Here is a 25982-nt window from a genome sequence, read left to right on the forward strand (position 1 = left end):
AGTTCTTTGAATCATTTCATTCCAAAGATGCGGCGCAAATAAAGCGTTGAGGTTATCCAATCGTGTTTTTTATTTCCGGTAATGACTGGGCGCAAGCCCGTAATATTTTTTAAATGCCTTGGAAAAATTAGAAAGGGCGGAAAAACCCATATCCAGTGCAATATCCGTGAGTGCCTCATCGGTATTAATGACCCGTGTAAAAGCTTCATCCATACGGTAAGCGTGCCAGTAGCGGTAAGGAGGTATATGAAAACGGAGAGCGAATAGCTTTTTAAGGAAGGTTTCATTCATGCCGGCCTGCCGGGCGAGTTGACGCAAATTGGGTTCTTCTGTTAGATTTTTGAGCAGCAATATACTCACACGATTTACCTCGCTGACCTCATTTAATGTAATAATGCGGTTGTTAAGCTGCAATTCCATTTTGCAGGCCAGTGCGGCGCATAACAACAGCTTTACCAGTAGTTCCAGCATCAGCTCGTTTATCACAGGAGCCCGCAGTAACTGCAGAATCCGTTTGGCAAGGTATACCATATCCTGCGTGGCAAAAAGGTGACGGGGAAATATTTGAACAGCGGTTGTAGCAGCATCGATGGCTTCCAGAAAAGGGTTTACAACGTGGGGAAAGTAGGGAGCCAGTTGCTTTAAGAAGGGAATGGTGCAATGGATATCCAGCGTGGTATACTGCAGGCCCGGTTCAAATAACACACGGTCTTCCACGTAAGGGAGATAAAAGATATTGAACTGAGTTTCCTGCACCAGGCTATTGTACAACGTATTCATTTGCTGAAACACACTGTTGTGGATCAGGAAGCTGAATTCGATAACAGGTACACCGGCCCGTACTTTAAACCAGCGCCGTAGGTGTACACTATAAGTGCTGTACCAAATGGCATACTCTGCCATTTGCCTGTGCTGAAAGAGCATATGTCCCCAGCCGCCGGATAATACCTGACTGGTCATGGAAGGTATAATAAGGGATTGATGCTGGTGTGGTTGTGGTGTGGACCAAAAGAAAGCATCATTGTTGGGCGAGGAAATTTCAAACAGGTTATCCATAGTGTTCCGTATTTGGTTAAGGGTATTGCTTCCGGTTAGTAAAATGCCAGGAGCAGCCCATAGTTATTAATATAAAATTAATTATAAATATGAATAAAAGCAATAAAAATTCAGAGGGCAGCGGTTTTACTGTCCCGGTGAAAAAGCCGTTTTTATACAAAGAACGGTTAAGCGGAGATCGTCTTGAACTGGGCATCCGGCAGGTAGCTTTGCGCAAAGACCTGGCAGTGCTGTACCGCTGGACCAATCATCCACACGCCTACCGTTTTTGGGGCATGCAGGAGCACACACTCAAAACGCTTTATGAATTCTATGATCTAAAGATTACAGCGGGCCGGTTGCAGTTGTTTTTTGCCTGTGTTGATTCTGTGCCTGTGGCATTGATCGAAGTGTATCCTGTGCTGGAATCGGAGCTGGCTGGTAAGGCGGACTTTACTGATGCGGATTATGGCATTCACCTGCTGATGGCTCCTTACCGGGAAATTAAAGCGGCAATATCTGTGAATATTGAGGGCCTTTCCGTATGGGTATTAAAGGCAGTGCAGCGCATGCTGTTTGATTTTGCAGCTGTGACGCGCATCGTGGCAGAGCCGGATGAATGCAATACCAATGCCTGCCGCCTGGCTGAAAAAGCCGGTTTTCGCTATGTAAAAACATTGCCGCTCGCAGATAAAACAGCGCGTCTTTATATGATCACGCGCGATGACTATTGAAATACATCAACTGATTTTTTTATTAAATCCAGTAAAATTTATACGATATGCTAACACAATACCAACGACAAGGCTTTTCACTGGCCAGAGGATTTGTAGTGCTGGTAATGCCGGCCATCCATACCGTACTGTTGTACAGTACCCTTCCGGTAAAGCAGGGCCTCCTGGGCATACTACTCGGTTTTCTGGCAGAGACCTCCGGCGCTCCCTTATTTATGCTATTGATGGGGCTGTTTATAGCGCTGGGGCGCGAAAAGACGGTTGCCTATATTCTGAAACGGTCTGTACTGTTGCTTGCAGCCGGATACCTGCTGAACAGCCTTAAATTCCTAGTGCCCTATTTTCTGGGGTGGATACCCCAACAGTTCTTAACCGATAACGGCCTGGCTATAAATGAAACAACACCAATACAATTATTCCTGACAGGTGATATTCTCCAGTTTGCAGCTATTGCTTATGCAGCCTGTGCATTGTTGAAGAAATGGACAAACAATAAAGCGGCTTATATATTTGTGTTTCTGCTGGTACTGCTGATAACTCCCTATACCTGGAAATGGCATAGCAATGGCGCTTTGGCTGCTCCACTGGCATTGCTGACAGCAAAGCCTCCTTATACCTTTTTCCCTTTATTTCCGTGGTTGTTGTATCCGCTGGCAGGATTGATAACCGGCAGTCTGCTTAAGGAGGCAGAAGGAAAGGCCTTTAATAGACTCCTGGCAGGATTAGCATTAGGATTGGCGTTAACAGGGTATGTAGTAATGCTTACAGAACCTGCGGACTGGCAAACGGAGTTTTACCGGTTGGGCAGGGGGGGCACCGTGTTTCACGTAGGGCTCGCATTAGGCTGGGTGTGGCTGTTTATAGTGCTGGCTAAAAAAGTGCGGGGCAATTACCTGTTTGGCCTGCTGCAATGGCTCAGCGATCATATCCTGCTTTTTTATATGCTGCAATGGATAGTTATTTTTTGGTCCTTCCCGTTATTTGGATATAACCGCCTACGGTTACTTTCATCCTTGCTGGCATTATGCACTACTACTGGTGTCAGTTGCCTGATCCTGTTTTTTACATTACCTGTTTTCAAAAAAAGTAAAAGTATTTTATGAGCAACAGTAATGAAATATATGATATAGCCGGTATCGGCATCGGGCCCTTTAACCTGGGACTGGCTGCTTTGTGCCACCCTATATCAGCATTAAAAACGGTTTTCCTGGAACAAAAACCGGAGTTTAACTGGCATGAAGGCATGCTGTTGCCAGGCAGCACCCTGCAGGTGCCTTATCTGGCAGACCTGGTAACGCTGGTAGACCCATGCAGCCCTTTCAGCTACCTGAATTTTTTAAGGAAACAGGGACGTTTACTGCAATTTGGCATCCATGAAAATAATGTGATCACCCGGCGGGAATACAACCGGTATTGTCGCTGGGTATGCAGTCAGCTGCCCGGCCTGCGTTTTAATTGCCAGGTTACAGATATCTGTTATCAGACGGAGCGGCAATGCTATGTGATCAGCAGCAGGCATTCCGTTACCGGCGCTGTTCAGAAAATTGATGCCCGGCGCATTGTTGTGGGCATCGGAGCGCAACCATCGGTACCGGCCTTTGCAAAGCCTTTACTGGGTGCTCAGGTCCTGCACTCATCCCGGTATTTAGAATATCGTGCTGCCATACTGCGTTCAAAGCAGGTAGCAGTAATTGGATCAGGACAAAGTGCAGCAGAAATATTTTATGACCTGCTGCAGTCGTATGCAGGAAAAAGAAGAGCGCTGTACTGGATGACAAGGTCGGCCCGGTTTTATGCCATGGAACATACAAAACTGAGTTTTGAAATGGCTACACCAGCGTATATTGAACATTTTTATAACCTGCCGGAAGCGCGGAAGCCTGTTACTATACGGCAACAGGACACCTTATACAAAGGCATCAACTACCAGCTGATCAACGCGATCTATGACCGTATGTATGAGCTGATGACGGAAGGCATTGTAGCCCCTGTTACTTTAATGACCAATGCAGCACTGCAGGAAATACGGCCTGCAAATCAGCGGCGTTGGATATTATGCTTTCACCATAGAGAACAGGATAGGGTGTTTGAACAGGAAGCCGAACATGTTATACTGGCTACGGGATATAAAACAGCACCGCCTTCTTTCCTGGAATCACTGGATACTAAAATCCGTTACGACGTCCGTGGCAGTTTTAGCGTATCGCGCCGGTATGCTATTGACGAGGCGGAGACTTTATTTGTACAGAACGCGGAGATGCATACCCATGGATTTACCGCACCTGAACTGGGCCTGGGCCCTTACAGGAACGCGGTGATCATTAATACCATACTGGGCACTACTTATTATCCTGAAGATGAGCAAACCGTTTTCCAGCAATTTGGCGCTCCGGGATATTCTCAATAATTGTAATCAACAGCAGCAGCATTTTTTTACGGATAAATTCAATCCCTGTAAATCAGCTAAAAAATGTAACTTGGATAAGTGGTTTATTTATTGATCCTGATGCCTGCGTCTTTAAATACACCAGAGAGCGGTTTCTTTTTGAATGCTTTGTTCCATAACAATAAAAGACAGGTTACATGATTAACAGAAGAAAATTTATCCGGTCTGCGGGCCTGTTTACCGCAGGAAGCGTTTTGCTGCAACAACGATCCATTGCCTCCGCCTTTACCAGCGCTGCCTACCCGCCCCCGGGGTTACAGCTGTTTACCTTGTTCAACATCATAGACCAGGATGTGCCGGGCACTTTAAAGAAAGTAGCGGATACAGGGTATAAGGAAATTGAGTCGGCCTTTTCCAAAAAAGGGGATTTTTACGGGATGCCTGCAAAGGAATTTTCGGCCCTGCTCAGCAGGCTGAGATTGTCCTGGAGGTCGCACCACGTACTGGGCGCGCCTTTTAAATTGCCCCCCGGGGCCAAGCCCCCAACAGATGCCAATGGCAACCCCATAAAAATTCCGCCCATGAAAAACCTGAGGGAGAACGGGCAGGAAATTGTAGACAGCATCGCCGGAGCTGGGATCCCCTACCTGGTTTGCGCCAGCACCCCCATTGAATCACCGGAAGAAATACAAAAGTCAATAGAAACATTAAATAAAACCGGCGAAGCCTGTAAGAAAGCGGGTATTACCCTGTGTTATCATAACCATTACCATGAATTTGAACCGGTAGAAGGAAAAACGCCTTACGAGCTGTTCCTTGCACAGCTGAGCCCGGATATTAAAATGGAGCTGGATCTTTGCTGGGTTACAAAAGCCGGGGTAGACCCGGTTGACCTGTTTCAGAAACACCCCGGCCGGTTCCCGCTATGGCACGCCAAGGATCTGAACAAAACAAAGGATGGCCCGGCACCGGTGGGTGAGGGAGTGGTGGATTTTAAACGCATTTTTGAACATGCCCAAACTGCCGGGCTGCAATATTATTTTGTAGAGCATGATATGCCCAAAGATCCTTTTGCAAGTATTACCCAAAGTATCCGTTACTTAACTGGAACATTAAAGATATAGCGGCAATACATTTGCCGGCATTGCTGATTGAAAACAAACCGCATCCATAACCGTTATTACAGGAAATAAAAGGGGGCAGCAAGCTTTAAAAAACCGGGGAATTTTATTATAAACAAGATTTATCCACAGCTTTTCCCCATTTTTGAATTGTTTTCCACGCTCCATTGTGCAAAAACAGCCTTTTGCATTGCGCCCGGAACCGTTATTTTCGCCTTCATATTAAATTAGAAGAATACTGTGCGTTTAAAAAGTCTTGAAATAAAAGGATTTAAAAGTTTTGCTGATAAAACGGTCGTGAATTTTGACGATAATGTTACCGGCATTGTGGGGCCGAACGGGTGCGGAAAATCCAATATTGTGGACAGTATCCGCTGGGTGATCGGCGAGCAGAAGATCAGTGCCTTAAGAAGTGAGAACCTGGATGCGCTGGTGTTTAACGGGTCCAAAACCCGCTCAGCAAGCGGCCTGGCAGAGGTAAGCCTCACCTTTGAAAATACACGGAACCTGCTGCCCACCGAGTTCAGCACCGTGCGCATTACCCGTAAGTTTTACAAGAGCGGGGAAAGCGAGTACCGGCTGAATGACGTACAATGCCGCCTGAAAGACATCCAGAACCTGTTTTTGGATACGGGGGTAAGTACGGATTCCTATGCTATCATTGCGCTGGACATGGTAGACGACCTGATCAAGGACAAGGAGAACAGCCGCCGGCGGATGCTGGAACAGGCGGCGGGCATTTCCATTTACAAGACCCGTAAAAAAGAAGCCAAACAGAAGCTGGATGCTACGGAGCAGGACCTGAACCGTATTGAAGACCTGCTGTTCGAGATCAACAACCAGCTGAAAGCACTCGAAAGCCAGGCCAAAAAGGCAGAGAAATACCACGAAATCAAAAAAGAATACCGCGAAGTGAGCATTGAGCTGGCCAAAGCGGCGCTGGAAGGATTTAACCTTACCTATAAAGAACTGAACGAACAACAGCAAACAGAAACCGATAAATCTGTAAAGCTGGAAGCGGAGATTGCCACAGCGGAAGCGCATATTGAAGAGGAAAAGCTGGTCTTTATAGAAAAAGAGCAGGCCCTGCAAAGTATGCAGGCGGCGTATAACGAGCTGGTGCAGCAGGTGCGCACCAAAGAAGGCGATAAAAACCTGGCCGTGCAGCGCCTGCAATACCTGAAGGAGCGGGAAACCGGGCTGCAGGACTTCCTTTCAAAGTCTGATACACAGCTGAAGGGGATTGAAGAAAGTATTGCCTTTACCCGGCAGCAGGTGAGCGATGAGGAAAAAGCGTATGAGGGCCTGACGGAGCAGCTGGAAAATTTTCGTGATGAGGTTACCCACCGGCGCAATATACTGGATGAACAGCGCCATGGGGTAGACCGCCTGCGCACGGAATACCAGCAGGTGCAACGGGAGCAGTTTGAGGCGGAGAAGAAAGTAGCGGTGGCAGATACCTCCATGCAGAACCTGCAGCGGGCGATTTATCAGATTGAAGAAGAATCTGCACAGCGGGAAGAGCAGTTGCAGAAGGTACAAGCAGAGCACGGCTTAAAGGAACGGGAACTGGAAGAAAAGAACGCTTCGCTGGAGCAGTTACAGGCCCATCATGATCATACCAGGGAACAGATCCTGCAAACACAGGGCATTGTAGAAGAACTGCGCAACCAGCTGGCAGACGAGAACCGCATCCTGGATGCGAAACGGAATGAGCATGATCTGCTGAAAAGCATGATCGACTCCATGGAAGGATATCCTGAAAGTGTAAAATTCCTGCATAACAATAAGGAATGGAATGCCCATGCGCCGATCCTTTCTGATATTTTATATGTAAAGGAAGAATACCGGACGGCACTGGAAAATGTGCTGGAACCTTACCTGAATTATTATGTGGTGGATGATCTGCAGCAGGGATTGCAGGCGGTACATTTGTTAAGCGACCAGAAAAAAGGAAAAGCCAATTTCTTCTTGCTGAATAAGATTGAAGTTGCAGAGAATGGTAACGGCCACAGCTTGCAGGGCGCTATTCCTGCGCTGGAAGTGATTGAGGTAGAAGCCCGGTACCGCAAACTGGCAGAGCACCTGCTGGGCAATGTATTTATTGCGGAGGGGGAAGAAGCGCTGGAAAACAGCAATGGCGCTGTAGTCATTGAAAAGCAAGGCAAATTTGTAAAAGGGAAGTTTACGCTTACCGGCGGCAGCGTGGGACTGATTGAAGGAAAGAAAATAGGCCGGGTAAAGAACCTGGAAAAGCTGCAGGAAGATATTGCCGCACAGGAGGAAGTGGTGCAGCACCTGCGGGCACAGATACAGGCACGTCATAATGAAGTAATTGCTTTTAATGAAGACCTGCGGGAAAATGCCATTAAGGAAACGCAGAAAGAGATCCAGGAGCTGACCAATGCGGTGTTTGCCCTGCAAAACCGCTCTGAGAACCTGCAGAGCCAGCAGGGCACTGCAAGGAACCGGGTAGAAGAGCTGACAGAACAATTACAGCATACCCAGGGCTCTGTTGCCGGTGTGCGCCAGTCGCTGGAGGAGTTTACAGAAATATTGCAACAGAACGCCAACAGGCTTTCAGAAGCAGAGGAAACCTTTAAGCAGGCAGAGGCAGGCTACCAGGAAGCTATGGCACAATTCAACGAGTTTAACCTGAACGTGACCCGCCAGCAAAGCAAGGTAACGGCGCTGAAACAGGAGCTGACCTTTAAGACCAACCAGCTGGAGGAGCTGAAACGACAGATTGAACAGAGCACCGTGCAGCTATCAGATACCGGCAATGAGATCATCAGCTCAGAGAGCACACTGAAAGAAATTGAAGAAACTTTGCTGAACCTGGTACGCAGCCGTGAACAGGATCAGCAAACGCTCAACGAAGCAGACCAGGCCTATTATAATATGCGCAATGTGCTGAATGAAAAGGAAAGCGAGCTGCGGCATAAGATACGGGAAAAGGAACAGGTTGAGCACCTGCTGGCTGCTATAAAAGATAAGCTGAACGAACTGAAGCTGCAACTGGCCGGTACACGGGAACGCCTGAACGTAGAGTTCAAGATCCAGATAGAAGACATCCTGGACGATCCGCGCAATACCGAAACTGCTATGGAAGAGCTGCAGGAAAAAGCAGACCGTATGAAAAAGCGCCTGGAAAACCTGGGCGAAGTAAACCCTACCGCCATTGAGGCGTTTACGGAAATGAAGAAACGCTATGAGTTCATCGTGGAGCAGAAAAGCGACCTGGTAAATGCCAAGGAAAGCCTGTTAAAGACCATTGAGGAAGTAGAGACCACCGCCAACCAGAAGTTTCTGGATACCTTTAACCAGGTACGGGAGAACTTTATGAAAGTGTTCAAATCGCTGTTTACAGAAGATGACCAGTGCGATCTTATATTGGAGAACCCGGAAAACCTGGCAGAAACCGGGATTGATGTAGTGGCCAAGCCTAAAGGAAAACGCCCAACTTCTTTAACACAGTTGAGCGGGGGAGAACGTACCTTAACAGCTACTGCGCTTCTGTTTGCCATTTATCTCATCAAGCCTGCGCCTTTCTGTATACTGGATGAGGTGGACGCGCCGCTGGATGATGCCAATGTGGGCAAGTTTACCAACATGATCCGCCAGTTTAGTCAGAACTCGCAGTTCATCATTGTAACGCACAATAAAACCACCATGAGCACCGTGGATGTGATCTATGGGGTTACCATGCAGGAGCCGGGTGTAAGCAAGCTGGTAAGCGTGGACTTCCGCAGCCTTGCTGCGCAGAATTAAGTGGTTTAGTTATTATTGTTTTTATGGCGCCACCTGTTTTACAGGTGGCTTTTTACTAATCCCGGGTACAGCACACTGTACTTATGTATAGGAAAGCACATTGCCCGCGTGACCCGTTTTATAATATTATAAGCAAGAACTGTTTCAAAGGAATTGAGCCGGCCATAACGGTGCAGGATGCAAAAAAGTCTGTAACCGGTACATTTGCATTGAAGTTGAAAAACCGGATGCGCCATTTGAAAAGGTCTTTAAATACTGTAAGCCGGGGTATAAGGAATACGGTTTAGAGCTGTTTATTGAAGAACTGGCTGCCGCGCTATTGCATTCCCATGCAAAAACGGTTTAGCTTTGGCAGCAATACTTTTCCTGACAGGCTGGTGCTTACTGAAATTGCATAAAACCGGTACATATGATTAAAATAAAAATAAGCATTATTGCAGGTATGGTATTTCTGTTGTTGTCAGGTGCGCTTTCATCCGCAGGGCAGGGCGTAAATTTTGACAGTAAAGGCCGGCAGCTGCTGCGCTTTGATGTTTTAGGCAACGCGGTGGATGCGCACGATGGCGAGATTGCCTGTTTTAACGGCACCTATTACCTGTATGGCACCAGCTACGATTGCGGTTATGAATGGGGGAATAAGGGAGCGCCATTTTGCGGGTTTAAAGTGTATGCATCCAAAGACCTGTACAACTGGGAGGATAAGGGCTTTTTGTTTGATGCAACAACTGCTATATGGCAATCGAGATGCAACGGAGCTACATATGGCTGTTACAGGCCCCATGTGATCTATAATGCAAAAACACGCAGGTATGTGCTCTGGATCAATGTGTATGATAACCGTGTTGGCTATCGTGTATTTACTTCTGCAACGCCAACCGGCCCCTTTACAGAAGCAGCAGAGCCCCGGCTTGCAGTAAACAGTCATATGCCGGTAGCAGGGTTAAACAATGGAGACCACGATACATTTGTTGATGAGGATGGAAAAGCATACCTGGCATATACGGACTGGCGGGCTAAAGGCGCCATTGTCATTGAGCGGCTGAGCGATGATTTTTTGACGGGAACGGGTGAATGTGTACAATCCGTAACACCTGGCAATACAGAAGCGCCCTGCCTTTTTAAGCGTGATGGCATATATTATCTCATCTATTCAGACCCCAATTGCGGGTACTGCTCCGGTACCGGCACATCCTATCGTACAGCGCCTGCTCCCTTAGGGCCGTGGTCCGATCCTGTTAAAATAAGCGATAATTCCTGCGGTGGACAACCTTCTTTTGTTTCTGCAATAAAGATTAATTCAGAAGCAGTATATCTTTACGGAAGCGATCTTTGGAATAATGCGGCTAAGAACGAAGCGCTGGCCAATTATTTTTGGGCACCTCTTAGTTTTACGCCCTCAGGCGGGATAGCCCCGCTGGATTGTATGGAGCGCCAGCAATTTATAAAAACAAAAAAGCCGGTACAGGCTAAAGCAGCTATAAGCACGGGAGCTGATGGCTTTAGCAGCAGCGATGATATAACAGGAGAGCAACAGTATGCACAGTCATTTATGGTAAAAAGATCCGGCATCCTGGATAAAATAACGGTTACGCTGTTTAAAAACAATTATCCTGATGCAGATTTGGTTACAGAAATATACAAAGCAGATTCCGGTAACCTTCCGCAGGGAACAGCAGTTTATACAAAAAGCATCCCGTCGGCTGTCATAGGGTGGGCGCCTAAAAATATAACGGTTAGCCCCGGTATAGCGGTTAAAGAAAAGCAGGCTTATGTAATAGTGCTGCGTACCAGTGCCACAAAGGGAAGTTTTGGCTTTGCCTGTAATAATCAGGATATATATGCCGGGGGAAAGGTTGCAGTCAGGAAAAACAATGAAGAAGAATTTCAGGTAATACCCGGTCTTTGTTTGAAATTTGAAGTCTTTATCCGCCCTGAAAAATCAGGGGTAGCCCCATAAACAGGGGTATATGAATGATCCCTGCTTGAGGGAAAAATGTCAAAAAAGGAGCCTCAAGCTTTTGGAATGAACCCTGTGAAATATTGAAGCAGACAAGGAGATGAAAGCATTTATTAGTTCTCAGGGATTTTCAGGAAAAAAAAGCCAGATCGGTTGCGTAAAACCAATAGATGGCCCGCCGCTTCCTGAGATTTAATTGGGCTGATGATCGTTATTTGTTACTTTTATAACTAAAACGATTTTGCAAAAAACGAAGAGGCATTGCACCGGAGAGCGCATATAAGCAATTGCTGTTTCTGTTTAAAGGAAGATTTGTTTATGTGTAAAAAAGGTAAATTTCTGCTTATTGTATTAGGAATGTTTATGGCGGCACTGTGTTCTGCCCAGCAGGCAAGGCAACGGCTGACCAGTTTTGTAAATCCGTTTATTGGCACGGCAACGTTATGGGACAGTACAGAACTGGGGTATAAGCCCACCCACAGGGCCTGGGGCGCTGAGGTTTTTCCCGGCGCATCGTTGCCCAATTCAATGGTGCAGGTTACTCCTGTAACCATGTGGCGAAGCGGTTCCGGCTACCAGTATGAAGATACGGTGATTTATGCTTTTGCGCATACCAGCAAGGGGCACTGGAATTTATGCTATGTGCCGCTGATAGCGGTAAGCGGAGATGTGAGCCCTGAGTCCTATTATTCCCGTTTCAGGCACACCAATGAATCGGCCAGCCCCGGTTATTACCAGGTGTATCTTGAAAAATATGGCATCAATGCCGAAGTAACCGCAACCCTACGCTGTGCTTATCATAAATACACCTACCAAAAGGGCGGGCAAAAAAAAATACTGGCCGACCTTGCGCGCTCCAACGAAAAGGTGCACGAGTGGAAGATTGAAAAGAGTGGTGATAATGCTTTTTCCGGCTATCAGAAAACAGGCAGCTCTTTTTATTTTTATGCAGTAACCAATCACCGTATAAAAGATATTGAATCGCTGAAAGACGGGAATACTGAAGTGCGTATAGTTGATTTTTATGATAACAAAAATCCGGGTGATCCGCTTGAAATGAAAGTGGGCTTTTCCTATGTCAGTGTTGAAAATGCCCGCAGGAACCTGGAGCAGGAGATGCTGAACAAAAATTTTGACCAGGTAAAGTCAGAAGCGGGCAATAGGTGGGAGCAACTATTATCAAAAATTCAGGTTTCAGGCGGAACAGCCGATCAAAAGGAAACTTTTTACTCCACACTTTACCGTTCTTTTCTTTGGCCGATCCTGCTAAGCGATGCAAACGGCCAGTTCAGAAATGCGAAAGGCGAAGTAGTGAATAAAGGGTTCCGGTATTACAGTGATCCTTCGTTTTGGGATGATTACCGGAATAAGCTCATCCTCCTGGGAATGCTGGCTCCTGATGTGGCAACAGATGTTATTCAATCGATCACCGACCGCGGAGCCATTAAAGGATATATGCCTACCTTTTTTCACGGGGATCATGCCTCTGTTTTTGTTGCCGGCAGCTACCTGAGGGGCATCAGAGGCTTTGATGTAAAGAAGGCCTACCGGTTGCTGCTGAACAATGCATTTGTAAACGGGGCAGGTGGAAGGCCCTACCTTAAAGAATATATGGAGCGTGGCTGGATAGCTGAAATGGATATTAAAGACCCTAAACTGGAAACGGTGGCAAAAGCCGCTGTTACCAAAACGCAGGAATATGCTTATGATGATTACGCCACAGCCCTGCTGGCAAAGGCACTGGGAGATGAGGAAAATTACAGCAAACTGATGAAACGGACCGGTAGCTATAAGCGTCTTTTTGATCCTGCTACCCAACTGATGCGGGGGCGCCTGGCCAATGGCGCCTGGATCACGCCTTTTAACCCGGAAGAACCTTATTATGAATATATGTACCGTGAAGCAAATGGGTGGCAATCGTCCTTTTTTGCCCCGCACGATCCGCAGGGCTTGATCGGCCTGTACCCAAATAAAGCCGCTTTTGAAAAAAAACTGGATTCCCTGTTTACCATACCCTGGAAAAATTATGAAGCGTACAACCTTACTTCCTTTATCGGGCAGTATTGTCATGGCAACCAGCCCGATCATAGCGCGCCCTACCTTTATTATTTTATAGGTAAACAGGAAAAGGCCCAGAGAATACTCAACAAAATATTGAATGAGTTTTACCGCAGGGGGCCGGAACGGCTGGCCTATGCGGGCATGGATGACGCCGGTGAAATGTCGTCCTGGTATGTGCTCAATGCGCTGGGTTTGTATACCTTTTCGCCTGCTGATCCGGAATACCTTGTAACGGTGCCCTTGTTCAGTAAAGTTGTGGTTGATCTGAACGGAACACGATTTAAGATCCTTAAAAAAGGAAACGGGGAAAAGATATCCGGTTTAACGTATGCCGGAAAAAAATTGCCGGGATATTTTATAAAACATAGTCAGCTATTGCTTGGAAAAGAATTGATTATTACTACAGATACCTTTAATAAGGAGCACCGGCAATAACCGGTAAAAGAATTGCCTATGAAAAGGTAATAGCCCGGCAGGGCTGTGCCCGGTATGACGAAACTGAGTGATTGCTTCTTACAGAGAAGATGAGAAGTATTATTCAGAGCCCGTACTGTCTGTTGCTTCCCTGTGATTCCGCCGTAGAAAGTCCTCATACATTATTCTTGTTTTCATTTCCTCGTATTTCCAGGAAGCACCAAAAGAAAGGTACATACGGTAAATGCTCCCGCGGAAATCGTGCCTGCCGGCGAGGCAGGGAATAGTGCTGATAATCCTCCATCTGCGCTTCCGCCAATGGCGGAAGTCTGCGTTCCGAAGGTTCGGAACAGCGGGACGTAACACGATAGTGAAATTCATTACAGGCAATAAAAAAGGGTAGCATTTTTGCGGGAAACTTTTTGGTCTTATTAAAATGTCATTTCCGTATTAGATACCCGGCGGAATGGCTGCTTACAGCGTTCAGAAAAAAACTGATTTTTTGCCCTCCTTATCTTTTGGAACAATATAAGTAACGGATGCCTCCCTGATCCTGTAAAGGGTATAAAATCATTCAGGCAGGTAAGAAGAATACCAGGGAATTTAAAGACTGGCCGGAAAAACGGCACCGATAAGCTCTTTTTCAGCACGGTTATTGAAACAGAAAAAGAGATTGGAATATTGAACACTAAATACTGATGTTAAGTAATCCTGGGGATGAAAAACAGGAAATTTTGCCCCCGGAATTTACTGAATAACTATATTAATAATTGTTTATATTTGATACCTGCTTCAGCAAACGAACCATAAATTAATTGTTAGTTGGTATAATTAACACTGCAAAAATGAAATTGGCACACCTGATACTTGTACATTCAAACCCTGTACAAACGGAGAAACTGATCAAGCGTTTGTATCATCCGGATGCAGATATTTATATTCATTTGGATGCAAAAGCCCCTATTGATGAATTTCAATATCTGACTGAAAATCAGGTTACCTTTATAAGAACCAGGGTTTCCATAAAATGGGGCGATTACAGCATGGTAAAAGCTACCTTAAGGTCCTTTGAAGAAATTTTAGCTTCAGGTGTGGAATATAGCCACATCAATCTGTTAAGCGGCCAGGACTATCCGCTGAAAAGTGCACAGGAAATTCAAAAATTCTTATTTGCAAACCAGGGTAAAACCTTTATGCGGTCCCTTGCCATACCCGAAGAGTGGGATGAGCCCGTAGGACGGCTTGAAAAATATAATTTAGGAGATCTTAAATTTCCGGGTAAATATATCGTACAGGATATCATCAACAAAATACTGCCTAAAAGAAAACTCCCTAATCATTTAAAGGCATATGGAAGATCGCAATGGTTTACCATAACACCTGAATGTGCATTGTATACGATAAAATACTTAAAAGAAAATAGTAATGTAAGGCGTTTTTTCAAAAGAACATGGGCAGCCGATGAGCTCATCTTCCAAACCATACTATTCAATTCAGAGCTTAAACATACAATAGTAAACGATCATTTAAGATATATAAAATTCAGAAAAGGGGATTCGCGGCCCAAAACACTTACTGTTGAAGATAAAAATGCGCTGTTGAGCTCAGGGAAGTTTTATGCACGTAAATTTGATATTCTAAAAGATAGTGCAATTCTTTATTTATTAGACAAAATAATTGATGCCGAAATATTGATTAACAATTGTGTATAATTATATATCTGGTTATACATTTATTTTTTATAATTACTTTAGCATTGTTGATATTTCCATTATTTAACAGAAGGCGTTTTTGCTTTACACCGAAACACTGAATTTTTAAACAAAATGGATGAAATAAACAAGACTATTGATTTGAATAATACTTTTTCAGCTTATCCGAATGAAAAGGCATTGGGGGAATTACTGACAGAGCAGGTAAAAAAGCATCCTCATCATATTGCTCTGAAGTTTAAAGAATCTGTTTTTTCTTATGAGCTTCTTCATACAAGAGTGAATCAGTTGGCGCGCCTGCTGGTTGATTCCGGTATACAGGTGGGTGATAAAATTGGCCTGAGCCTGGACAGGTCCGCTGAAATGGTGATTTGCTTTCTGGCCGTTTTAAAAGCCGGTGCTGCCTACGTACCATTAGATCCCGGATTTCCGGCAGAGAGGCTGAAATACATGCTTGAAGATTCTGCAGCTAAAGCGCTGATCACCTCAAAAAAGCTGAACAGTTTTTCGGGTGCATCGCAACAGGTCATTTATACAGAAGACGCTTTTGCTGAAATAGATAAATATGAGGCAGGTGATCTGGCTGTTGGCGTTGGCGGTAACGATCTGGCTTATATACTTTATACCTCAGGATCTACCGGGAAACCAAAAGGCGTTCAGATCGAACATCATAGCCTGATCAATTTGTTATTGAGCATGCAGAAGGCTCCCGGTATGAAACAGGGAGATGTTTTACTTTCAGTAACTACCATTTCCTTCGATATTTTTGAGCTGGAACTTTATTTACCGCTTCTTTGTGGGGGAACGTTAATAATTGCAGATAAAGATGTTTCAAGAGATGGGCGTAAGATCCTCGATATTGTCAGGAATGAAAAAGTAACGGTACTGCAGGCTACTCCGTATACATGGAAAATGCTCCTTGAATCCGGCTGGGATGAATATCTGCCTCTGAAAGCACTTTGTGGGGGAGAGGCATTGTCTCAAAAACTTGCGTCCCAACTGCTTCCAAAATGTGCTGAGTTATGGAATATGTATGGGCCAACCGAAACGACTATATGGTCAACCGTAAAAAAAATTGAAGATGCTGTTGTACCCATTACAATAGGAAAGCCTATTGACAATACAACGGTTTATATTTTAAATGACCGGTTACAGCTTCAGGAAGCAGGGGAAACCGGGGAGATCTGTATCGGAGGTGAGGGGGTAGCCAGGGGATACCTGAACCGCCCGGAGTTAAACGGGGAAAAATTTATAGAAGATACCTTTGGCAGTGTTGCCGGTAAAAAACTGTACAGAACGGGTGACCTGGGAAAACTGACTGCGGAAGGGGAAATTATTTGCCTTGGGCGGATGGATCACCAGATTAAGATAAGGGGATTTCGTATAGAAACGGAAGAAATAGAAGCGAGCCTGACTCAACTTGATAATATTGTTGATGCTGTTGTGATATTGCATACTGATGCTGTTGGCAATCAAAGACTGGTGGCTTATGTTACTAATGAAACGGAAATTGAAGCAACAGAGCTTAAAACATATATTCACAACTGGGAGCAGAAGCTTAGTAACAGTTTACCCGAATATATGCTGCCGCAGGCATATGTGCCGTTATTGAGATTCCCGCAAACCCCCAACGGGAAAATTGATAAAAAGGCGCTTCCGGAACCTGTTTTCAAATCGGACCTCACGGAATACGAAGCTGCTGTAACAGATACAGAAAAAAGCCTGGTCGATATCTGGCAAAAATACCTGGGAATAGAGCAACCGGGAATAGACGATGACTTCTTTGATCTGGGTGGTCATTCAATCATTGCTGTACAGATCATGGTACAGATCGAAAAGCAGATGGGCCGTTTGCTGCCTATATCTGCTTTTTTTAAGCATCCTACAATAAGAATGCTTGCCCGGGTTATAGACGGGAACGAAACAGATGAAGACTGGAAATCACTGGTTCGCATAAAAGCAGGTACCAAACCTCCTTTATATATTGTGCACGGTATAGGGTTAAACGTACTGATCTTTCATGACCTGGCGAAATACCTCGATCCCGAGCAGCCTGTATTCGGATTCCAGGCCCTGGGACTTGATGGTAAAGATGAGCCGCTGGATGATTTTAAAGAAATAGCTGCCTTTTATATTAAAGAAATGTTGGAACAGAACCCTGATGGCCCTTATAACCTCTTAGGATATTCTATGGGAGGTATTATAGCGCTGGAGATGGCGAAACAACTTAGGGGAATGGGCAAAAAAGTAACAATGCTCGGCATGTTGGACACCAATCTGAGAGAGCACGACGGCGATCATAAACCGGCTATCCTGTTTAATAAGATAAAAAGGCAATTTTCAAAGGCATTGTTTATAGGTAAATCCTTGTTCATTCATCCCCTTCGTACTATTAATTACCAGTTATTAGTCATGAAGAGAAAATTTCAGTATATTTTTAGCAGAAAACCTCCTCTGAGACCGGAATTGCCAAACGATGATATTCCGGAATATATGGAGCAGATCATCGCCGGGTTAGAAAGAGGAATGATGAATTACAGGGTTGAGCCATATAACGGGAAGATCTTTTTATTTAAAGCCAAAGAACGGGTATATTATGTTGACGATTCCAAATACTTAGGATGGAAGAAATATGCGAAGGGAGGTATAATTATAAAGCATGTACCCGGTGATCATAAAGTACTGCTGCATCCTCCGAATGTGATTGAGTTTGCAAAAGTTATGCAACAGGTTTTAAACAAATTATAAGATGCGATTACAACTGTTTTTTTTGTTGTTGCTTATAATTGCTATAGCGGGCTGTCATCAGCATCCGCCTTATGGCAACAACAAAGCTGCCGGGAGGTATTATAATATACGGGGCATCAGAATGTACACTGAAGTATATGGAAAAGGGCAGCCTTTGCTTATGATTCACGGGAATAACGGAAGTATCAGCACTTTTGAATTTAATATCACCCATTTTGCAGACGATTACAAAGTGATCCTTGCCGATGCCAGGTCGCAGGGCAGATCTGCAGATAAGAATGACTCCCTAACATTTGAAATGATGGCCGATGATTATGCAGCCCTATTAGATAGTATGCATATTGATTCTGCTTATGTACTGGGCTGGAGTGATGGCGGTATTTCCGGGTTGTTACTGGCTATAAGGCATCCTGAAAAAGTAAAGAAACTGGCTGTTTCCGGAGCAAATTTGTGGCCGGATACAACCGCTATAGAGCCAGCTGACTGGAGGGATAATATAAAGGAATTTGACAGCCTGGAACTCAAACAAAACCGGACTGTTGCTGAACGGCAGAAGATCAAGATGCTGAAACTTGATCTGACGGAGCCACATATAGCATTACATGCGCTTCATCAGATAAAATGCCCTGCGCTGGTCATCTCCGGCGATCATGACATGATCAGGCTGCAACATACACATGACATCTTTAAAAACATACCTCATGCTCATTTGTGGGTTATTCCTAACTCAAGCCATTACACTTTAATGGAGCACCCGAGAAGATTTAATGCCGGGCTCAGCAAATTTTTTTCAACGCCTTTTTCAAATAAGGAAACCGCGACCCAATAGGAAAATAAGTGCAGCTTTTAACGGGATCCGGCCCGCCTTTTATTTTTTAAGGTGCCGGCTGTGAAAAAAAATCCCCGTTCCCTGTAGTAGCTCTTACCCAAAATGCCGGGTGATATTGAATTACGCACAAAGTTTTATTTGGCATTTTATTTTCTGTCTTATTTCTGAAGATCTTTTTATAAATACTTAAAACAGTTTATTATGCCGGTTGTAAAAGTAATTGAAGTAATTGCCTCTTCAGAAACCAGTTTTGATGATGCCGTGAAGAATGCGGTAGCAGAAGTATCAAAAACAGTACATGATATAGATTCAGTGTATGTAAAAGGGCAGAAAGTACATGTAAAAGACGGACAGATCATTTCGTACGGAGCCATTTGCAAAGTATCCTTCCGGGTAGATGAATCAAGGGAATAACCTGTAATTACAAAAAATTCCCCTTGATCCGGCAGAGACTGATACTCCGGATCATGAAAATTAATGCTATAGCTATTGCACTCTTTATGAGTGAGCTGCCGCTTTACGGGTATGTGCTGCTTTTTTAGCTGCTGCAGACCGCTCGGCAGCGGTTCGCTTTTTGGCAGCGGTTTTCGCCTGACGCGATAAAGCTTCCCGCGAAGCAGTCTTTGTGCTTTCCTTTTTCAAAGCTTTCTCCCGCGCAGCGGAGCGCGTGGGTGAAACAGGTACATGGTCCTGCCCCTTTTTATAGGCACTGATCGCACTCTTTCTTGTCTTCTCTGATACCGTACCTTTTTGGGGAGGCTTCAGATCAACACCCGCCCGCCGGGCTTCTGACAGCCCGATTGCAATGGCCTGCTGCACAGAACGCGCACCATGTTTGCCTTTACGGATATTCTCAATTTCTTCTTTTACAAATTCCCCGGCCTGCGTACTGGCCGATTTTCCTGCACGCTTATCTGCTTTTGCCTTTTCAAGGGCTTCTTTAGTAGGCATCTTGAATAAAAATTTATATCGTTAAAAGATAGAAACATCTAAATACCCGATATGCAATTTATATACCAGAAGGCGCTTCGGGAGGTAAGCAGGTAACAAATGCAATACAGCTGTTGCGTCTATAAACAAAAACGCATCCCAGCGCAGTAAAAAGATAGTGTTTAACCGGCTCTTCTTGTTCAGTATAACACACTAATCAATGGTCTATGGGCCATTAAATGCACGCTCTGCAGATTTATCTACAACAGACAGGATGACGTTGCACCCTGCAAGTTACCCAAACTTGATTTTTTCTATATAATCATTGATAATTTCCTTCGTTTCACCGGTTTTCTTTTGGATCCTGCCAATGAGCTCATCCTCTTTACCCTCTTCATAAAGCAATTCGTCATCGGTAAGCGCTGACCATCTCTGTTTAAGGTTTCCTTTTATAAGGTTCCAGTTCCCTTTTATTTTATCCTGTAAAGTGCTCATGATTTTTGTTTTTAGATTTAATACAAAATGTTAGGTTTTGCCTGTATTTTAAGCAGGCCTTTTAATTTCAGCAGCTATGAATATGGTTTTGGATCAGTAATAGATACATTGCCGGTATTTGAAACCGGTTTAATCAACAGGTTTACGTCCGGAAATAATATTATATAATATTACAATGATAGCTATCACAAGCAGTATATGGATCAGATTCCCTAATCCCATACCGCCCCCAACTCCTATCAATCCTAAAAGCCATACAACGATACATATAACAGCTATTAACCATAATAAGCTTCTCATATTAACTATTTTATTGGTTAAAGAATTATTTATAAAAGCGGATATCCATTACATTCTGTTATCAAACCAAATATAATGCCGCATTACTGACTGTAATGCAACAGGGATCTCCTGTATCGGTATGGTACAATGTTTGGAAAGAAAAAAGACAGGCCCGGCTTTCTGTAAGCCTGTTTATTTAAGACTGTTGCCCTCCGGATTGCTGGTGCTTATTCTTTGTTTTTTGAACCATGCGGAAGAGCAGTATTTAAGTTATTCTGTTTATTGAGCAGGTAATTAATCATAAACTGCCTTTTGTTGCTACAATAGTATGGATACTATGGAACTTTCTGAAATCATTGTGCAAAAGATCAGGGAAGCGGGCCCTGTCAGTTTTAAAAAGTATATGGAGCTGTGCCTGTATCATCCGGATCTGGGATATTATATGGTACCGGAACATCCAACCCGGCCGGCAGGTGATTATTATACCTGTGCGAGCCTTACGCCTGTTTTTGGTATAGCCATTGGCAGGCAATTAGAAGAAATGTGGAATTGCCTTAACAGAAGTGTTTTTACTATTGTAGAAGTTGGCGGTGGCCCTGGCCTGTTGTGTAAAGCAATTCTTTCCTATCTCAGGCGGAATAAGCCAATGTATGACCGGCTCCGGTATTATATTGTGGAAAAGAATGCTCATACATCGTGCGGTCCTGAAGAAGATTTTGATCAGAAAGTAACCTGCTTCAATTCCCTTAAAGAATGCCCTGCTATTGAGGGTTGTATTTTATCCAATGAGTTGCTGGACAATTTTCCGGTTCACCAGGTGGTAATGCAGGATGAACTTAAAGAGGTGTTTGTTGACTACCGTGATGGGTTTGTTGAAATCTTACAACCCGCTGGTAAAGAGCTTAGGAATTATTTTTCAGAATTAAATGTAACACTTCCGGAGAATTTTAGAACAGAAGTGAATCTGGCTGCTAATTCCTGGATGCGCGATGTGGCAGATGTTTTGAATAAAGGATATATCCTGACTATTGATTACGGATATCTGTCATCAGAGTTATATCAGCCCAGCAAGAGCAGGGGTACTTTACTGAGTTATTACAAACATTCGGTCAGTGAAGACTATTTCAGTCATATCGGCAGGCAGGACATTACCTCTCACATCAATTTTTCGGCTTTGATACATTGGGGTAATAAGTACGGGTTCAGGAACTGCGGGTTTACACTTCAATGCTACTTTCTTTTATCATTAGGCATCCGGGATATAATCAATGAAATGCTTTCAGCTAACAAAAATGTAGTGGGTGCTTCTGCAAAGGCAGCACAGTTATACCATACATTACTTATGGATATGGGCAGCAGGATGAAAGTCCTTATCCAGGAAAAAGGAGGTTGCTGTAAAAATCTTTCAGGGTTAAAAATCCTGTACCGGGAAAATAGACGGCCCTTCACAGAATCAGATCGTGCTTGCTGCAAATGATGGTAAAACCAAGACTTTTCTTTTGGAAAATGCGCTTTTAAGTCATCATACTCTTCCTTTGTTATCTCGCCTTTGGCCAGTCTCTTTTTTAATATATCAGGTGGTGGATCTTTTTTAAGGCATTATAGAAGAAACGCTGACGCTTGAAATTGTAGGGAAAGGAAAACAGGTCAAAAACTGAAAAATGCCAGATATATTCAAATGAAAATAAGGAAAATAAAATGCCAGAATCATATAGGAAACAATATGAGGAAATGCTTCCACAAAATACGGGGAATGTTTTCCTCATATTGCTGTTGCTCTTAAGCCTTCCTGCGTTCCTGATCTGAGAGTAATTATTTCAGGTTCAAAAGGTTTGTTCAGAAAGGACTTTCATTGAGCGCTCTTTGGGCGTGCTTCAAAAGCCGGTTTACAGGGCCGTTTTTATGCAATTGTTTTACGAAAGATGGCATGGATTTTTTTTCATAAGAGTGAATCCTGTTTTAAAAGGCTAATGACTGATATTTTAATAGTCTGAGCTTGGCGCGCGGCTGTTTGTCAGGAATAATAACTCTAATAGATAAAACAGATAATTATGAATGATAGTACCTACTCAGAAACAGATTCAGCAGATCAGCTCCGAAATGCAGCCATTCCTCATATACGTGCTCACCAGAAAGAGAATTTTATAACAAAATATATTTTTAGCCAGGATCACAAAATGATAGCAAAACAGTTTCTGATTACAGGAATTATGTGGGCTATTATCGGAGGGTTGTTTTCTGTATTATTTCGCCTGCAATTGGGGTTTCCAGATCAAAGCTTTCCTGTTCTTGAAACTATTTTCGGGCAGTGGGCTAAAGGAGGAAAGATAAAACCTGAATTCTATTATGCCCTTATAACGATGCATGGTACGGTGCTGATCTTTTTTGTATTAACAGCAGGCTTAAGCGGCACCTTTGCCAATTTACTTATTCCTCTGCAGATTGGTGCACGTGACATGGCATCACCGCTTTTAAATATGCTCTCCTATTGGTTCTTTTTTGCAGCAAGTGTGGTAATGCTGTCTTCTTTATTCCTGCAAACAGGGCCTGCTTCCGGCGGCTGGACAACATACCCGCCATTAAGTGCGTTAGGCAGCGCATCCATAGGTTCCATGAAAGGAATGGACTATTGGATTACCGCTATGATTTTGTTTGTTATATCTTCCTTGCTCGGGGGGCTGAATTATATTTCCACTATTTTAAACATGCGTACAAAAGGCATGTCTATGGTAAGGCTGCCGCTTACTATTTGGGCGTTGTTATTTACGGCTATTTTGAGTGTATTATCCTTTCCTGTACTGTTATCAGCTCTTGTATTGCTGATGTTTGACAGGCATTTGGGAACCAGCTTCTATCTGAGTGATATTTATATAGGAGGAAAAGCCTTGTCTAATGAAGGAGGGAATGCTATTTTATTTCAGCATTTATTTTGGTTTTTAGGACACCCGGAGGTATACATTGTAATATTGCCTGCAATGGGCATTGTTTCAGAAGTAATGTCTGTCAATGTACGAAAACCCGTTTTTGGGTATCCTGCAATGATTATTTCTCTTGCGGCTATTTGTGTATTATCGTTCATGGTATGGGCGCACCATATGTTTGTCAGCGGTTTAAATCCGTTTGTAGGCTCTGTCTTTGTATTATTTACTTTGCTTATTGCACTGCCGTCAGCTATAAAAGTGTTCAACTGGCTTACTACATTGTGGAGGGGTAACATACGGTTTACTCCGGCAATGTTGTTTACAATAGGCTTTGTAAGCCTGTTCATTTCCGGTGGCCTGACAGGTATTTTTTTAGGGAACTCTGCTATTGATATTTATTTGCATGATACTATGTTCCTGGTGGCGCATTTTCATATAGTAATGGGCATGTCTGCATTTTTTGGAATGTTTGCAGGTGTTTATCACTGGTTTCCTAAAATGTACGGCAGGTATATGAACAGCACTCTGGGATATATTCATTTTTGGGTGACTCTGACTGGCGCGTACCTTATTTTCTGGCCAATGCATTATGAAGGCCTTGCCGGGGTTCCCCGCCGTTATCTTGACAAAAGCGCATGGGTGAGTTTTAATCAGTTTCACAGCCTGGATGCGATGATTTCTGTTGTAACAATAATTGTATTTTCAGTGCAGTTGCTGTTTGTATTCAATTATTTTTATTCCATCTATTATGGGCGCAGCGTAAGGATTTTAAATCCCTGGCAGGCTAATACATTGGAATGGACTACGCCGGTTTATCCTAAACACGGTAATTGGGAAGATGATATACCCGAGGTACATCGCTGGCCGTATGACTATGGAAAAGACGGACGGGATCATATTCCGCAAACAGAACCTTAATCCTGTTTTTGGAATAAGCTGCAGGCATTCGCTGCTCATGGAACTCCTGTCAGGAATTAAAAGAACACTGTCACCCAAAGCCCCGATAAACAGGATTAAGTTCTTTAAAATGACAGGTTCCTTCCAATCGTCATCCCGAGTAAACTATTGGTGGCTCAAATCAATGAGGCGATGACATGTAATAACTTTGAAGAAGCAGGTTACAGCAGTGTAGCAGTAATAAACTTAGTGTCTTAGTACCTGACCCTGAGCATTGCTTCAAAGAATGGTCCATCAATGTTTGGGGATACTGTATCAGGCAGTATTCCCGTTTGGCAGCTTGCCTTTTTGAGAACCTCTTTGGGCTGTAGCCTGCTTTTACTAACTCTTAAAAAGTTGTTATGTCAAAGGTAATTGAGTTTGAGCAACAAAATCCAGATGCAGCAGCCATAGATATCGGCTCCAAAAAGATTTTCGTTTCCACTGACGGGGTTACGGTGAAAAGCTATGATACATTTACGACTGGCTATCGGCAATGCATTGAAGCGCTCCTGCAACAGAAAATAAAACGGGTTTGTATGGAAGCAACGGGTATTTACTGGATAGCCTTACACCAGATGCTGGAGGAAGCAGGCATGGAAGTCTGCCTTGTAAATCCTAAAGAAGTAAAACAGGTAAAGGGTAGAAAAACCGATGTAAAAGATGCGTGCTGGATGCAAAAAATGTTTAGTGCAGGACTGGTACGGCAAAGCTATATACCCTCAGGAAAGTTAAAGGAGTTGCGCATGATGATCCGGGAGCGGGAAGATCTTATTAGTATGGGAAGTACCTATGTAAATAAGATGCAAAAAGCATTGGAGTTAATGAATATAAAACTCACAGAAGTGATTTGTCAGATAAATGGGACAAGCGGGATCCGGATGATCGAAGCCATCTTAAACGGAGAACGCAATAAAGAAAAGCTGCTGTCTCTGTGTCACGTAAGCATCCGTGAAAAGAAAGCACAGCAGGTAATCAATGCGCTGGAAGGCCATTATAATGAAAGCTGGTTGTTTCTATTAGAACAAAGCTTAAATCTTTGGAAGGTTCATCAGCAACAACTGTTGCTTATTGATAAACGTATTGAAGGCTTGTTGTGTGATCTTGAGCATGGCAAACAGTTCATTACAAGTGAACACAAAGCCAAGCCAATACGGCATCACAAGCCCATGATAACCGGCCTGCATCAGAAATTACTAAATATTTATGGTGCAGATGCCAATTGTATTCCTGGTATCACCGATTATACACTGCTGAAATTGTTGGGAGAAGTGGGAGCAGACATGAGCCGATTCCCAACGGCAAAACATTTTGTAAGTTGGTGTGGCCTTTGTCCGGGCCATAACCAAAGTGGTTTAAAAAGCAGAAAATCGAAAATGAACAATCATTCTAATGCCGGTCAGACCTTCCGGGAAATAGCCCAGGCATTACTCAATAGTAAGTGATATTCCCTGATTTGTCATTTGCCTGCGTATGATATTTTTGATCAAAGAAATTCCTTTTATCGGTCTGACAATTTTTTATTAACCCACTTTGTACATAGATATGATTGCAATTTGTATCAATTCTAACCTTATCATTCAAGGTCAGTTTTAAAAAGATTGGTTCCATTTCGGGGTCGCGTTCATTTAATAAGACTTCGCAATTTTC

At 43.8% G+C, this 25982-nt stretch carries 19 protein-coding genes; 14 read left to right on the top strand and 5 right to left on the bottom strand.

The annotated features are described in order from the left end of the window. Window positions 1-69 precede the first annotated feature (69 nt). On the bottom strand, window positions 70-1056 hold the full coding sequence (locus tag A8C56_RS02575) for a helix-turn-helix domain-containing protein (RefSeq protein ID WP_067751641.1): 987 nt from the start codon (window positions 1054-1056) through the stop codon (window positions 70-72). An 89-nt stretch (window positions 1057-1145) separates the two neighbouring features. Here A8C56_RS02575 and A8C56_RS02580 point away from each other — a divergent pair, with 89 nt between their 5' ends. From A8C56_RS02580 to A8C56_RS02615, 7 genes are all read left to right on the top strand, one after another. Further along, window positions 1146-1769, top strand: coding sequence for a GNAT family N-acetyltransferase (locus A8C56_RS02580; RefSeq protein ID WP_067751644.1), 624 nt, complete (start codon window positions 1146-1148; stop codon window positions 1767-1769). Window positions 1770-1816: 47 nt separating this feature from the next. Continuing rightward, window positions 1817-2872, top strand: coding sequence for a heparan-alpha-glucosaminide N-acetyltransferase domain-containing protein (locus tag A8C56_RS02585; protein WP_084489954.1), 1056 nt, complete (start codon window positions 1817-1819; stop codon window positions 2870-2872). Beyond that, the gene (locus A8C56_RS02590) at window positions 2869-4176 is read left to right on the top strand and encodes a lysine N(6)-hydroxylase/L-ornithine N(5)-oxygenase family protein (RefSeq protein WP_067751650.1); all 1308 of its coding nucleotides are present in this window, start codon (window positions 2869-2871) and stop codon (window positions 4174-4176) included. Before A8C56_RS02585 ends, A8C56_RS02590 begins: the two co-directional genes overlap by 4 nt. 176 nt (window positions 4177-4352) lie before the next feature. Next, window positions 4353-5279, top strand: coding sequence for a sugar phosphate isomerase/epimerase family protein (locus tag A8C56_RS02595; protein ID WP_067751653.1), 927 nt, complete (start codon window positions 4353-4355; stop codon window positions 5277-5279). Between the two features lie 237 nt (window positions 5280-5516). Then, window positions 5517-9047 (top strand): chromosome segregation protein SMC, encoded by a 3531-nt coding sequence (smc, locus tag A8C56_RS02600; RefSeq protein WP_067751655.1) that lies wholly within the window; start codon window positions 5517-5519, stop codon window positions 9045-9047. 409 nt (window positions 9048-9456) lie between these two features. Continuing rightward, complete coding sequence (locus tag A8C56_RS02610; RefSeq protein ID WP_067751661.1) at window positions 9457-11004, top strand: family 43 glycosylhydrolase; 1548 nt, start codon at window positions 9457-9459, stop codon at window positions 11002-11004. Window positions 11005-11367: 363 nt separating this feature from the next. Continuing rightward, entirely contained in the window at window positions 11368-13500 is a 2133-nt protein-coding gene (locus A8C56_RS02615; RefSeq protein WP_245645719.1) for a GH92 family glycosyl hydrolase, read from the top strand. Between the two features lie 99 nt (window positions 13501-13599). Here the strand turns inward: A8C56_RS02615 and A8C56_RS24285 are convergent, their stop codons facing one another. Further along, window positions 13600-13860: a hypothetical protein gene (locus tag A8C56_RS24285; protein ID WP_157097841.1), complete on the bottom strand. Its 261-nt coding sequence runs from the start codon at window positions 13858-13860 to the stop codon at window positions 13600-13602. Between the two features lie 464 nt (window positions 13861-14324). Here A8C56_RS24285 and A8C56_RS02620 point away from each other — a divergent pair, with 464 nt between their 5' ends. The 4 genes from A8C56_RS02620 (at window position 14325) to A8C56_RS02635 (ending at window position 19182) form a co-directional block, all read left to right on the top strand. After that, window positions 14325-15191 (top strand): beta-1,6-N-acetylglucosaminyltransferase, encoded by an 867-nt coding sequence (locus A8C56_RS02620; protein WP_067751667.1) that lies wholly within the window; start codon window positions 14325-14327, stop codon window positions 15189-15191. 114 nt (window positions 15192-15305) lie between these two features. Further along, on the top strand, window positions 15306-17939 hold the full coding sequence (locus tag A8C56_RS02625; RefSeq protein ID WP_067751669.1) for a non-ribosomal peptide synthetase: 2634 nt from the start codon (window positions 15306-15308) through the stop codon (window positions 17937-17939). A gap of 1 nt (window position 17940) precedes the next feature. Then, on the top strand, window positions 17941-18768 hold the full coding sequence (locus A8C56_RS02630; RefSeq protein WP_067751672.1) for an alpha/beta fold hydrolase: 828 nt from the start codon (window positions 17941-17943) through the stop codon (window positions 18766-18768). A gap of 201 nt (window positions 18769-18969) precedes the next feature. Beyond that, window positions 18970-19182, top strand: a complete 213-nt coding sequence (locus tag A8C56_RS02635) for a dodecin family protein (protein WP_067751675.1) — start codon at window positions 18970-18972, stop codon at window positions 19180-19182. Between the two features lie 84 nt (window positions 19183-19266). On the opposite strand, the gene A8C56_RS02640 is transcribed toward A8C56_RS02635, so the two are convergent. The 3 genes from A8C56_RS02640 to A8C56_RS24290 all read right to left on the bottom strand — a co-directional run bounded on the left by A8C56_RS02640 (window position 19267) and on the right by A8C56_RS24290 (window position 20493). Further along, the gene (locus A8C56_RS02640) at window positions 19267-19719 is read right to left on the bottom strand and encodes a DUF6496 domain-containing protein (RefSeq protein ID WP_067751678.1); all 453 of its coding nucleotides are present in this window, start codon (window positions 19717-19719) and stop codon (window positions 19267-19269) included. 273 nt (window positions 19720-19992) lie between these two features. Then, on the bottom strand, window positions 19993-20193 hold the full coding sequence (locus tag A8C56_RS02645) for a CsbD family protein (protein WP_067751681.1): 201 nt from the start codon (window positions 20191-20193) through the stop codon (window positions 19993-19995). A 129-nt stretch (window positions 20194-20322) separates the two neighbouring features. Next, on the bottom strand, window positions 20323-20493 hold the full coding sequence (locus tag A8C56_RS24290; protein WP_157097842.1) for a lmo0937 family membrane protein: 171 nt from the start codon (window positions 20491-20493) through the stop codon (window positions 20323-20325). Between the two features lie 319 nt (window positions 20494-20812). Here A8C56_RS24290 and A8C56_RS02650 point away from each other — a divergent pair, with 319 nt between their 5' ends. The 3 genes from A8C56_RS02650 to A8C56_RS02665 all read left to right on the top strand — a co-directional run bounded on the left by A8C56_RS02650 (window position 20813) and on the right by A8C56_RS02665 (window position 25777). Continuing rightward, the gene (locus tag A8C56_RS02650) at window positions 20813-21952 is read left to right on the top strand and encodes a class I SAM-dependent methyltransferase (RefSeq protein ID WP_067761517.1); all 1140 of its coding nucleotides are present in this window, start codon (window positions 20813-20815) and stop codon (window positions 21950-21952) included. Between the two features lie 574 nt (window positions 21953-22526). After that, on the top strand, window positions 22527-24314 hold the full coding sequence (locus A8C56_RS02660) for a cytochrome c oxidase subunit I (protein ID WP_067751687.1): 1788 nt from the start codon (window positions 22527-22529) through the stop codon (window positions 24312-24314). Between the two features lie 380 nt (window positions 24315-24694). Next, window positions 24695-25777, top strand: a complete 1083-nt coding sequence (locus tag A8C56_RS02665; protein ID WP_067751690.1) for an IS110 family RNA-guided transposase — start codon at window positions 24695-24697, stop codon at window positions 25775-25777. Window positions 25778-25982: the final 205 nt, after the last annotated feature.

Source organism: Niabella ginsenosidivorans (assembly GCF_001654455.1).
Taxonomy (GTDB): domain Bacteria; phylum Bacteroidota; class Bacteroidia; order Chitinophagales; family Chitinophagaceae; genus Niabella; species Niabella ginsenosidivorans.

Coding starts and splice junctions, on each gene's coding strand:
- A8C56_RS02585 (WP_084489954.1), top strand. CDS start 1,817: ATGCTAACACAATACCAACGACAAGGCTTTTCACTGGCCAGAGGATTT.
- A8C56_RS02610 (WP_067751661.1), top strand. CDS start 9,457: ATGATTAAAATAAAAATAAGCATTATTGCAGGTATGGTATTTCTGTTG.
- A8C56_RS02640 (WP_067751678.1), bottom strand. CDS start 19,719: ATGCCTACTAAAGAAGCCCTTGAAAAGGCAAAAGCAGATAAGCGTGCA.
- A8C56_RS02580 (WP_067751644.1), top strand. CDS start 1,146: ATGAATAAAAGCAATAAAAATTCAGAGGGCAGCGGTTTTACTGTCCCG.
- A8C56_RS02645 (WP_067751681.1), bottom strand. CDS start 20,193: ATGAGCACTTTACAGGATAAAATAAAAGGGAACTGGAACCTTATAAAA.
- A8C56_RS02660 (WP_067751687.1), top strand. CDS start 22,527: ATGAATGATAGTACCTACTCAGAAACAGATTCAGCAGATCAGCTCCGA.
- A8C56_RS02635 (WP_067751675.1), top strand. CDS start 18,970: ATGCCGGTTGTAAAAGTAATTGAAGTAATTGCCTCTTCAGAAACCAGT.
- A8C56_RS02615 (WP_245645719.1), top strand. CDS start 11,368: ATGGCGGCACTGTGTTCTGCCCAGCAGGCAAGGCAACGGCTGACCAGT.
- A8C56_RS02665 (WP_067751690.1), top strand. CDS start 24,695: ATGTCAAAGGTAATTGAGTTTGAGCAACAAAATCCAGATGCAGCAGCC.
- A8C56_RS02650 (WP_067761517.1), top strand. CDS start 20,813: ATGGAACTTTCTGAAATCATTGTGCAAAAGATCAGGGAAGCGGGCCCT.
- A8C56_RS02595 (WP_067751653.1), top strand. CDS start 4,353: ATGATTAACAGAAGAAAATTTATCCGGTCTGCGGGCCTGTTTACCGCA.
- A8C56_RS02575 (WP_067751641.1), bottom strand. CDS start 1,056: ATGGATAACCTGTTTGAAATTTCCTCGCCCAACAATGATGCTTTCTTT.
- A8C56_RS02620 (WP_067751667.1), top strand. CDS start 14,325: ATGAAATTGGCACACCTGATACTTGTACATTCAAACCCTGTACAAACG.
- A8C56_RS24290 (WP_157097842.1), bottom strand. CDS start 20,493: ATGAGAAGCTTATTATGGTTAATAGCTGTTATATGTATCGTTGTATGG.
- A8C56_RS02590 (WP_067751650.1), top strand. CDS start 2,869: ATGAGCAACAGTAATGAAATATATGATATAGCCGGTATCGGCATCGGG.
- A8C56_RS02630 (WP_067751672.1), top strand. CDS start 17,941: ATGCGATTACAACTGTTTTTTTTGTTGTTGCTTATAATTGCTATAGCG.
- A8C56_RS02625 (WP_067751669.1), top strand. CDS start 15,306: ATGGATGAAATAAACAAGACTATTGATTTGAATAATACTTTTTCAGCT.
- A8C56_RS24285 (WP_157097841.1), bottom strand. CDS start 13,860: ATGAATTTCACTATCGTGTTACGTCCCGCTGTTCCGAACCTTCGGAAC.